The 9,362-nt window shown below is 60.7% G+C and carries 13 protein-coding genes; 7 read left to right on the top strand and 6 right to left on the bottom strand.

Features of this window, described 5'->3' with window-relative positions:
* Nucleotides 1-485 precede the first annotated feature (485 nt).
* The 7 genes from motA (at nt 486) to ASC48_RS19125 (ending at nt 6,003) form a co-directional block, all read left to right on the top strand.
* Nucleotides 486-1,379 carry a flagellar motor stator protein MotA gene (motA, locus tag ASC48_RS19155; RefSeq protein WP_055457263.1) on the top strand — a complete coding sequence of 298 codons (894 nt, stop codon included), beginning with the start codon at nt 486-488 and terminating at the stop codon, nt 1,377-1,379.
* A 3-nt stretch (nt 1,380-1,382) separates the two neighbouring features.
* Nucleotides 1,383-2,330, top strand: a complete 948-nt coding sequence (locus tag ASC48_RS19150; protein WP_050474415.1) for a flagellar motor switch protein FliM — start codon at nt 1,383-1,385, stop codon at nt 2,328-2,330.
* Nucleotides 2,311-2,847 (top strand): hypothetical protein, encoded by a 537-nt coding sequence (locus ASC48_RS19145; RefSeq protein ID WP_055457262.1) that lies wholly within the window; start codon nt 2,311-2,313, stop codon nt 2,845-2,847. The genes ASC48_RS19150 and ASC48_RS19145 overlap by 20 nt, the downstream gene beginning before the upstream one ends.
* A gap of 110 nt (nt 2,848-2,957) precedes the next feature.
* On the top strand, nt 2,958-3,233 hold the full coding sequence (gene fliN / locus ASC48_RS19140) for a flagellar motor switch protein FliN (protein ID WP_371328666.1): 276 nt from the start codon (nt 2,958-2,960) through the stop codon (nt 3,231-3,233).
* Nucleotides 3,234-3,327: 94 nt separating this feature from the next.
* Nucleotides 3,328-4,362 carry a flagellar motor switch protein FliG gene (locus tag ASC48_RS19135; RefSeq protein WP_055457261.1) on the top strand — a complete coding sequence of 345 codons (1,035 nt, stop codon included), beginning with the start codon at nt 3,328-3,330 and terminating at the stop codon, nt 4,360-4,362.
* An 88-nt stretch (nt 4,363-4,450) separates the two neighbouring features.
* Nucleotides 4,451-5,527 carry a flagellar biosynthesis protein FlhB gene (gene flhB / locus ASC48_RS19130; RefSeq protein ID WP_055457260.1) on the top strand — a complete coding sequence of 359 codons (1,077 nt, stop codon included), beginning with the start codon at nt 4,451-4,453 and terminating at the stop codon, nt 5,525-5,527.
* Nucleotides 5,527-6,003 (top strand): hypothetical protein, encoded by a 477-nt coding sequence (locus ASC48_RS19125; RefSeq protein WP_055457259.1) that lies wholly within the window; start codon nt 5,527-5,529, stop codon nt 6,001-6,003. The genes flhB and ASC48_RS19125 overlap by 1 nt, the downstream gene beginning before the upstream one ends.
* 45 nt (nt 6,004-6,048) lie before the next feature.
* Here ASC48_RS19125 and ASC48_RS19120 read toward each other — a convergent pair whose 3' ends face one another.
* From ASC48_RS19120 to fliR, 6 genes are all read right to left on the bottom strand, one after another.
* Nucleotides 6,049-6,375, bottom strand: coding sequence for a YnfA family protein (locus tag ASC48_RS19120; RefSeq protein WP_050474447.1), 327 nt, complete (start codon nt 6,373-6,375; stop codon nt 6,049-6,051).
* Nucleotides 6,376-6,580: 205 nt separating this feature from the next.
* Nucleotides 6,581-7,039, bottom strand: coding sequence for a hypothetical protein (locus ASC48_RS19115; RefSeq protein WP_055457258.1), 459 nt, complete (start codon nt 7,037-7,039; stop codon nt 6,581-6,583).
* Entirely contained in the window at nt 7,036-7,449 is a 414-nt protein-coding gene (locus tag ASC48_RS19110; RefSeq protein ID WP_141659032.1) for a hypothetical protein, read from the bottom strand. The genes ASC48_RS19115 and ASC48_RS19110 overlap by 4 nt, the downstream gene beginning before the upstream one ends.
* Before the next feature lie 17 nt (nt 7,450-7,466).
* On the bottom strand, nt 7,467-7,958 hold the full coding sequence (locus tag ASC48_RS19105) for a rod-binding protein (RefSeq protein WP_055457256.1): 492 nt from the start codon (nt 7,956-7,958) through the stop codon (nt 7,467-7,469).
* A gap of 14 nt (nt 7,959-7,972) precedes the next feature.
* A complete protein-coding gene (locus ASC48_RS19100; RefSeq protein ID WP_050474408.1) occupies nt 7,973-8,410 on the bottom strand; it encodes a hypothetical protein in 438 nt (145 codons plus the stop codon).
* A 7-nt stretch (nt 8,411-8,417) separates the two neighbouring features.
* Complete coding sequence (fliR, locus tag ASC48_RS19095; protein ID WP_055457255.1) at nt 8,418-9,188, bottom strand: flagellar biosynthesis protein FliR; 771 nt, start codon at nt 9,186-9,188, stop codon at nt 8,418-8,420.
* Between the last annotated feature and the right edge of the window lie 174 nt (nt 9,189-9,362).

Raw genomic sequence — 9,362 nt, 5'->3', positions numbered from 1 at the left:
GGCCCTGCAACCCCAACCAGCAATGCCGCCCGCGCTGGCGCCACGACCATCATTGCACTAACAATCAAATTGGACCCGTCCGTGGGGGCCGATCAATTCAGATAATATTCCGTCTCTCGCTTGACCTGAGGTTCTTTGGCAGTGTTGTCGAGTGTGCGGCTCAGATCCCGCGTCACCAACTGATACTGGAACAATGTGCTGATCATCGGCGCAGCCCCTCCGGAGAACTTGTGTCCGATCGCATCCTTCAGATGCGCCCGGACAGATCGGCAACAGGAATCGGCACGCAGGGCGCACCTCTTGCGGCCAGTCTTGCCGCCAAGGCTTGCGCCGGGCTGACTGACCGCGCCGCAACCTCGCCTTGCAGCTGCATCATGGTTAATCCCGGCCCGCCCGAGCCCGGCAAAATTCAACAGCCTCGGGCAAGCCTCGTCTCCTAGCGTGAGGGCATCGACATCCCACACGCACCAAGCAGGAGCTGGCTCGTGACAATCATGCTGGGTCTCATCATCGCAATGGCTTCACTCCTTGGCGGGTTCTACGCCATGGGGGGAAAGGTGCTGGTTCTCTGGCAGCCCTTCGAAGTGCTGATCATCGTTGGCGTTGCGATCGGCACATTCTTCGTTGCCAACCCGATGAAGACGATCAAGGACACCATGCGCGCCGTGCAGGAAGCGGTGCTGAACTCGGTGCCGAAGAAGCGCGACTACCTCGACATTCTGGCTCTTCTCTATGCCTTGATGCGCGAGCTGCGCTCCAAGGGCCGCAACGAGGTGGAACCGCACATCGAAAACCCGCAGGAATCCGAAATTTTCCGCGCATTTCCGACCGTCTACCGCAACAGGAACCTTACCACCTTCGTGTGTGACTACTTCCGCCTGATCATTGTCGGCAATGCCCGCGCCCATGAGATCGAGGCGCTGATGGACGAAGAGCTGCAGACGGTTCACCGCGACCAGATGAAGCCCTATTACGCCCTGTCCGCCGTGGCCGAAGCCTTTCCGGCAATCGGTATCGTCGCGGCGGTGCTCGGCGTGATCAAGGCCATGGGCGCCATCGACCAGTCACCCCAGATCCTGGGCGCCCTGATCGGTGCCGCACTTGTCGGCACGTTTCTCGGCATTTTCCTCTCCTATGCACTGGTGGCGCCTGTCGCCCACAAGGTGAAGGGCGTGCGTGAGGCACGGCTGCGTCCTTATGTGATCGTCAAGCAGTCTCTGCTGGCCTTCATGAATGGCGCGCCTCCGCAGATCGCGCTTGAGCATGGCCGCAAGACCATCTCGGCCTCCGACCGCCCCTCCATCGATGAAGTCGAAAACGAAACCATGAACTCTGGCGGCGTGGGCGAAAGCGCCGCAGAAATGAAGGGAGCGGCGTAAGTCATGCTTGATCACGCTGCCAACTCGTTCCATTCGGAACGCGCCCAGATCACCGACCGGCTGCTGGATGCCGCAGGCATCTCCGTCGACCGGCTGCCGATGCTGCCGGTGCTCTTCGACCGCATGGCCCGCGTCTTTGCCGATGCGATGCGCCAGAAGTCGGCCTCCCCGTCCTACATTTCCGTTTCCGATATCGGCAACGAGCGTATCGGCGATGTTCTGGATGTTTATGAATCCAACGCCCTGGTCGCCGTGCTCTATTCCCCGGAATGGGACACGCGCCTGCTGATCGGGTTCGACCGGGACTTCATCTTCACGATGATCGACGTGCTGTTCGGCGCCGATGGCACCGAGCCGCCGATCGATGAGGAGCGCACCTTCTCCTCCATCGAGACGCGCATTGCCCGCACGGTCTTTGAAGTGGCTGCCAATGCGCTGCAGGAATCCTTCAGCCCGATCGCCGAGACGACGCTGAAAATCGAGCGCGTCGAAAGCCGCATGGACTTTGCCATCATCGGCCGCCGCAACAATCCGGCCGTTGTCGCACGCCTGTTGCTCCAGGCCATCGGCCGCGGCGGCGAGATCTTCGTCGTCATGCCGCACTCCACCCTCAACCCGCTGCGCCAGCGCCTGTCGCAGGTTCTGTCGGGCGAAATGGCAGGGCGTGACAAGCAGTGGACCCAGCATTTCCAGGCCGAGATCCAGCGCACGGAAGTGAAGCTGCAGGCGGTGCTGGAGGAGCGGGAGCTGACGCTGGGCGAAATCGCCAATCTCAAGATAGGCCAGATCATCGAGCTGCAGGCTACCCCCCGCAGCCCGGTGAAGCTGGAATGCAACCAGCAGCCCATCTTCAACTGCCGTCTTGGCCAGCTGGATGGCTCCTACACTCTTCAGGTCGAAGACCTGATCCATCTGGAAAAGGACATCGTTGATGATCTCCTATCTCGTTGATGCGGTTCTGCTGATCGCTCTGGCGATCACGAGCTTCAAGATGGTCACCATGTACCGGGAACTGCGGCGGCTGGGATCCTACCATGAAGACTACCAGCGGATCTTTGACCAGACAGCGCTTGCGCTTGATGGCATCGAGGTGTCGGTGAAGGAGCTCAATGTCCGCGGGGCGCAGGTACTCAACGCACTTGGCGCGAGGATGGATGACGCAAGGGAGCTGATTGCCGAGATCGACGCCCTCACCCGGGAGGCCAAGCGCCAGCAGGCGGTGCTCAAATCCGAGCTGAAGCAGCTGTCGACCGAAGTCGCGATGCGCGCCAAGGCCGGCCATATGGCGCCTCCTGCCAGCGACATGGTATCCACGGTTGTCGAGACGGCTCTGCGCAACGCCGCATCGCCGGCGAGCGAACCACACGCCCCCGCCGCGCCAACGGAAATGAAGGTTCACCGTCTGGATGACCTGGCCACCGGCCCGTTCCGATCCGTATCCATCCACCGCAAGGATGATCTGACATGAGCAGCAATGATATGAACGAGACCCCTTCCGCCAAGGCCGCAGGAGCGGCTGAATTCGCCAAGGTTGAAACCGGCGGATCCAAGAGCGCAAAGCTGACCAGCTCCGACCTGATGGGCGACGAGCGCAACCTCGACACGATCCTGGGTATTCCGGTCAATATTCAGGTCGTGCTGGGCTCGGCCACGATGCTGGTCGCCAATCTGCTGAAGCTTGGCCGCGGAGCTGTCATTCCGCTCAACCACCGTGTCGGGGAGCCGGTTGATATCGTGGTCAACGGCCGCGTGGTTGCCCGTGGCGAAGTGGTCGTCGTCGAAGACGACAACTCCCGCTTCGGCGTTTCGCTGACCGAAATCATCAGCGCCCAGAACAGCCTGCTCGACGCCTGACACCAGCCCGTGCGGCGCATGAGCAATTTCAGGGCATGACGCGCAAGCGTCTCAGATGCCTTGACATGACTTAAGCTGCAGGAGAGACTGCAAAATGAATGCGAGCACATCTGCCGAAACCCTCATGCCGACGCGCACCCTGAAGGGCACGCAGAAAGTCGCGGCGCTTCTGCTGGCGCTTGGCAAGCCCAGTTCGCGCCGTCTCCTGCAGCATTTCGATCAGGAAGAAATCCGGATGATCACCGTTGCCGCAGCGCAGCTCGGCACGGTGGCGGCGGAAGAACTCGATCAGCTCGCCGAAGACTTCATCTCGCAATTCTCCAACGGCACCACTTTATATGGCACGCCGAACGAGGTGGAAAAGATGCTGGAGGGTGTGCTTCCCGAGGAGCAGCTCTCCGACATCATGTCCGACGTGCTGGGCAATTCGAACCGCTCGATCTGGGACAGGATTGCCACCGTTTCGGAGACCGTGCTCGCCAACTATCTGATGAAGGAACACCCCCAGACTGCGGCCCTGATCCTTTCCAAGATCAGGCCGGCTGCCGCTGCAAAGGTACTGAGCCAGCTGCCGCCGGATCTGCGCAACCAGCTCATGCGCAGAATGCTGTCGATCAAGGCCATCGTCCAGGAGATCATGCGCGACGTGGAAAAGACACTGCATGAAGATTTCATGCTCAATCTTTCGGGCACGATGGAAGCCGATTCCTATGCGCGCATGGCGGACATCCTCAACAAGATGGACCGTGACCACATGGAAGATGCGCTGTCGAGCCTGACGGATGCACGGCCGAAGTCGGCGGAACTGCTGAAGGGGCTGCTCTTCACCTTCGACGACATCATCAACCTGAACGCCCGCACGCGCATGGCCATCTTCGACCAGATCCCGACGGACAGGATTGTTCTGGCGCTGAAGGGAACCGACCGCGCCTTCCGCGAGGTTATCCTGTCTTCGATGACATCGCGCACGCGCAAGATCGTCGAACACGAACTGGCCGGCGGCGAACCGGCCGGACAGCGTGAAGTGCTTCAGGCGCGCTCGTCCATCACGGATCTTGCCCTGGAGATGGCTGGCCGCGGAGAGATCGACCTCAATCCGAAGCAGGAAGACAGCGCCGTCTTCCGGTAAGCCCGGCACACGCTCCCCGGCAGAAGCCGGGGCAATGGCCCCCTTCCGCATGGCGGGGCAGAAGACTGGCTAACCGGTGGACGCGTAAATGTTAGATCAGGACGACAAGGACTCCAAAACAGAGGAACCGACAGAGAAGAAAATCAGGGATGCGATCGACAAGGGAAACATACCTGTTTCCAAGGAGGCTTCGATCCTCTCCGCCTTTCTGGCTGTTTTGCTGATTGGAAGCTTCGTCATTTCACCGGGTGTCCAGCGCCTCAGCGCCGGGCTCTCGGGTTTCATCGACAATGCGGGGGGATACGGCATTGGAAATGGATCGGATGCAATCCAGCTCACCCATGCCCTCAGCCTGGATCTGGGGCTGTTCCTCGCGCCCATCGTGGCGATGCTCATGGTTGCTGGCCTTGCGGCATCGTTCTTCCAGAACACGCCGAAGGTGGTGTTCACCCGCATCAAGCCGGAGTTGTCGCGCCTTTCGCTCGCAAAGGGCTGGAGCCGCCTCTTCGGCATGCAGGGGCTTGTCGAATTCGGCAAGTCGGTTTTCAAATTCACAGCCATCAGCCTGGTCGCGTTCCTGCTGCTCCGCTCGAACGCCAATGCGCTGGTGAATGCCATGTTCACCGACCCGTCCGCCCTGCCGGAAACCGTTCTCCACCTGTCGATGAAGCTGCTTTCGGGCATCTGTATCGCAACGATCCTCCTTGTAGCTCTCGATCTTCTGTGGGCCCGCATGCACTGGCGGAAGAACCTGCGCATGAGCAGGCAGGAGTTGAAGGACGAGTTCAAGCAGGCCGAAGGCGATCCGCTGGTGAAGGCCCGCCAGCGCTCGCTTGCCCGTGACCGCGCACGCAACCGCATGATGGCGGCCGTGCCCAAGGCGACACTTGTGATCGCCAATCCGACTCACTTCGCCGTGGCCTTGCGCTACGAGCGTGATGAAACGGCTGCTCCGATTGTGGTGGCCAAGGGGCAAGACCTGATCGCGCTCAAGATTCGGCAAATCGCAGAGGAAAACAACATTCCCGTCGTAGAGAACCGCGAGCTGGCCCGTTCACTTTATGCCAGTACCGAATTGGAAAGAATGATTCCGCCGCAATTCTATAGAATGGTTGCGGAAATCATCTGTTACGTGTATTCGCGCAAGACAGTGAAGGTCGTGTGATGCACGAGAGTTTTGAGGGCTTCAACATGAGCATGGGATCCTTCAGCCAGATGCCGCGGATTCCGGGCTCGGTGCGCTTGCGGGAAGAAGCTCTTGCACAGGCCGTTTCTGACGTTGCCGAAGAGTTGCGCCTGATTGACGTCACCGACTTCATCGCCTTTGTGCGTACGGAGAAGCACGCCAATATCTCTGATCTTGTGAAGTCCTCGACCGAACTCTTCTTCAAGAACGAGACGCTGCGCTACGGCCTCGGCGCCCATGTCGAGGCCGATTGGGACACGACGCCCGATGTCCGGCTGGACCTTGAATTCCGTAACAACGGGGTCTGGATCTATTTCAGCCTGACACTGAACGCACGCGGATCAAGCGTCGAGATCCACCACATCGAATTTGCCGACCCGTCGGAAGATCCGGAAGAGAACACCCGGCGTCTCATCGAGGCGCTGGCGGATGCACGCCTGAAGCCGCTGCCTTAATAGGGACGGCAGACACGGTGCGGAAGCATCTCGCTCTGTGCTTGCTCAGGCGCCCCGCGGACCAGCCATGATCAGTGCGCTGCCAGCCAGGATGACAATCGCCCCGGCAATATCCCACCGGTCGGGCCTCGCCGCCTCCACAAGCCAGAGCCACAGGATCGAACTCACCACATAGATCCCGCCATAAGCGGCAAAGGTGCGGCCGGCGGCCGGACTGTCCACCCGCGCCAGCAGGAAAGCAAAGAGCGCAAGCGCAAGCGCGCCCGGCAACAGCCACCAGGCGGATTTGTCCAGCCGCCACCAGGCCCAGACGGCAAAGCATCCGGCGATTTCGGCCAGGGCGGCACCAAGGAAAAGAAGGGCTGTCTGCATCTGATATCCGGGGGGTTGTACGGCAGGATAGATGCGCAGGACGCGGATTGCCAGCAGTTTCAATTGCCGCCCGTCCAGCGCAAGCTATGGTACAGCAAGGCAGATGGATCAGCAGAAAGAAAAAGTACGGGGGGCGAAAGGCGCGGGCTCACGGTCCGGCAGCATTGCAGCCCTCACGGATGCCTGGACAGCTCCGGCGCCACCCTCAATGCGACAGGACGTCGGACTTCGTGAAGTAATTGAATTCTTCCACCAGGATCTCCTGCACGAGCTTGTTGCCAAGCCGTGTGTTCACCGCATCCCGGACCCTGCTCTTGAGGCCTTCGATATCATAGCGCTCAAGCCTGCGGAAATTCAGCTTCTCATCGGTGTAGAGAAGACGGAAGGCCTCATCGATGATGAAGGGCTGCGGTTTCACCGGGCTCTTGCGCAATGCATCGCCATCGGCCGTGAACACAAGCTGCACCACCACATATCCCTGCAGCGCGCCATTCTCGATGATGGGCACGTTGATGGCCCGCAATTGCTCGTAGTCAATACCGACCATGAGGCGCTCGTCCCTGGCTGCCCCATTGCCGTCCTGGGTCATCCAGTAGACAGCGGCATAGGAGGCGCCAAGCGTCGTCAGGCAAACCCACAGGCCGGCAAAGAGGAGCCGCATCATGGGCGGATCCTCGCGTGATCCAGGGAGTAGGTGCCGTCAGAATCCGCTTCAAGCATCGCCTGGGAAATCATCCCGGCAATCTCGCGAACCGCATCCAGATGCAGCGAAAGCACCTGCATGTTGGCTTCCAGCGCCGCACGCAGACGTCTCAATTCGGTCGCGACGGCCACGTCACGCGCACCATCAATGCCAGGCGCAAGCAGTGTCCGGCTGGCGCGGGCGAGCTCCAGCAGAGCCTGGCCCTTGCGGAACTCAAAGGCGCGAAGATCTGCCGTGCCCTGTTCGCGCAAGGCTTCCGTTTCGGCCTCAACCACCGTATGCGCCTTGATGATGGCCATGATCAATGTGTCATTCACATAGACCGGCAGCGGTTCAGGCGAAATAATCTCTGCGTTTTCCTCATCAGACATGTCAGGCTGCAGCTCCATCAGGCGGTTTCCCGCTTGCCGAGGGTCTTGGCGATAAGCTCTGCAATACCGATACCGCCACGTGCGGCCATCTGATTACCGATCTGCTCAGCCAGCATGGATTTCCAGATGCCTCCGGCCGTGCCGGAGCCAAATACACTTTCCGCGTCTTCAGGCAGAATTCCCTCCACCATCTGCTGCATCATCAGCGCCTCAAACTTCTGGGCCGGCGACAGCGCACGCGTGTTCAGGGCCGTGTCGTTCAGCATTGCCACGCGCGCTGAACCGGTCGAGCCGATGGCAGGCGTGAAGCCGTCGACGGGCCACTGCGAATTATCCAGCCCGCGCCCGCCCGAAAGGCCGGCGGCCGCCATGGCATCCTCGAACAGGCCGCTGTCACCAGACGCGGCATAGCCAATGCTCTCAAGCTTGGCTGCCGCGGCCCGGATCTGCTGCGGATCCGCGGCGCGGGCGACATCGAGGACGATGTCGGAAACGGGAGAAATCGCCATGGCAAAGGTCCTCGTTACGCCTTCATTGCCTTGGAGACTAGATCATCCAGCTTGTGGGAGGCTTGCGTTGCCCCGCCCACATGACGCTCAAGAATCTCGGCAAGGCTCAGATGCTCGTCCGTCTGGCGTTCAAGCTTGGCCACGGTTTCAAGGCGGCGCTCGGTGACCTTCAGCATCCGGCCCTGGCGGGCCATTTCCGTTTCAACCTTCTCCCGGGCAGCAGTAAGCTGCGCCTGCTCCTCGGCGATGGTCTTCAGGCGCTGCGAGGCATTGCGGATGAAACGGTCGTGCATCGCGAGGTCGCCCTCGGACAGGGCGCGCAGCACGCGGTCCTGCTTTTCGGCAAGCTGCTCGTCCTGACGGTCGAGATTGACCAGCATCCAGGCTGACAATTGATGGATCTGGCGCTGCAGCTTGAGAATGCGCCCGATTTCCTTGCTGTTCTTCGACATTGTTGCCTCAACCGAATCTGAGCCAGGTGGCATAGCCATCCAGAAAAAGCATGATCGCCTCACCCAGGATGACAAAGAGAAAGTACATGCCGCCCGCAATGAGGAACGGGGTGGCAATGAAGTAGACCGGGATCTGCGGCGTCAGCTTGTTCAGAAGCCCGAGGGCAAAATTGATGACGACGGCGTAGATCACGAAAGGGCTGCCGATGCGCAGGGCAAGCCAGAATGCCTCGGACAGCCGGTCGGTCAGCTGTGCCAGCCCGGCCGCCGGGTCGATGGGGGCACCGGCCGGCAGGGCGTTGTAACTTTGCGCCAGCGCCCGGAAGAGTTCCCAGTGCTGGTTGGTGATGAAGATCATCGCGGTGGCTGTCAGCGTCATCAGGCTGGCCAGCGGCGGCAGGGACTCGTTGCCCTCGATGGCCATGCCCGGCATGTTCGACAGGCCGATGGACATGGCAATGAATGTGCCGATCATCTCCAGCCCGGCGATGAAGCAGCGCCCCATGATGCCGATCAGCAACCCCGTGAACAGTTCGCTGACGATGAAGCGCCCCACCGTCTTGAGATCTGCGGCCGGCATCGCCGCCTGAATCACGGGCGCCAGCATCGGCGCAAGCGCCAGCGAAGCCGAAACCGCCACAAAGAGCCGCACCTTCACCGGCACGCGGTCGCTGCCGAAGCCTGGCACCACCATCAGGCAGGCGCCAATCCGGCAGAACAGCATGAAGGTGGCCAGCAGCGCCTCGACGCCGAACTGGGACAAGACCACCCCGGCCATGATCAGGACACGCTGCCAATAGTTTCCACATCCACCCCTCGCGCGATTTCAAGATGTGAGAGTACCGGCAGGGTCGGGAACATGCGTTCCACGATCATGCGTGATCGGCCCCCACGGACGGGTCCAATTTGATTGTTAGTGCAATGATGGTCGTGGCGCCAGCGCGGGCGGCAT

Source organism: Pannonibacter indicus (assembly GCF_001418225.1).
GTDB classification, from domain to species: Bacteria; Pseudomonadota; Alphaproteobacteria; order Rhizobiales; family Stappiaceae; genus Pannonibacter; species Pannonibacter indicus.
Note: the sequence above shows the minus strand (reverse complement) of the source record. Positions and strands in the feature narration are given on the sequence as shown.

What these genes read in the sequence shown, in the direction of transcription:
- fliR (WP_055457255.1), bottom strand. Translation starts at nt 9,188, where the DNA reads ATGGCCGGGGTGGTCTTGTCCCAGTTCGGCGTCGAGGCGCTGCTGGCC.
- ASC48_RS19135 (WP_055457261.1), top strand. Translation starts at nt 3,328, where the DNA reads ATGAATGCGAGCACATCTGCCGAAACCCTCATGCCGACGCGCACCCTG.
- ASC48_RS19110 (WP_141659032.1), bottom strand. Translation starts at nt 7,449, where the DNA reads ATGTCTGATGAGGAAAACGCAGAGATTATTTCGCCTGAACCGCTGCCG.
- ASC48_RS19120 (WP_050474447.1), bottom strand. Translation starts at nt 6,375, where the DNA reads ATGCAGACAGCCCTTCTTTTCCTTGGTGCCGCCCTGGCCGAAATCGCC.
- ASC48_RS19145 (WP_055457262.1), top strand. Translation starts at nt 2,311, where the DNA reads ATGATCTCCTATCTCGTTGATGCGGTTCTGCTGATCGCTCTGGCGATC.
- fliN (WP_371328666.1), top strand. Translation starts at nt 2,958, where the DNA reads ATGGGCGACGAGCGCAACCTCGACACGATCCTGGGTATTCCGGTCAAT.
- ASC48_RS19150 (WP_050474415.1), top strand. Translation starts at nt 1,383, where the DNA reads ATGCTTGATCACGCTGCCAACTCGTTCCATTCGGAACGCGCCCAGATC.
- ASC48_RS19100 (WP_050474408.1), bottom strand. Translation starts at nt 8,410, where the DNA reads ATGTCGAAGAACAGCAAGGAAATCGGGCGCATTCTCAAGCTGCAGCGC.
- ASC48_RS19125 (WP_055457259.1), top strand. Translation starts at nt 5,527, where the DNA reads ATGCACGAGAGTTTTGAGGGCTTCAACATGAGCATGGGATCCTTCAGC.
- flhB (WP_055457260.1), top strand. Translation starts at nt 4,451, where the DNA reads ATGTTAGATCAGGACGACAAGGACTCCAAAACAGAGGAACCGACAGAG.
- ASC48_RS19105 (WP_055457256.1), bottom strand. Translation starts at nt 7,958, where the DNA reads ATGGCGATTTCTCCCGTTTCCGACATCGTCCTCGATGTCGCCCGCGCC.
- ASC48_RS19115 (WP_055457258.1), bottom strand. Translation starts at nt 7,039, where the DNA reads ATGATGCGGCTCCTCTTTGCCGGCCTGTGGGTTTGCCTGACGACGCTT.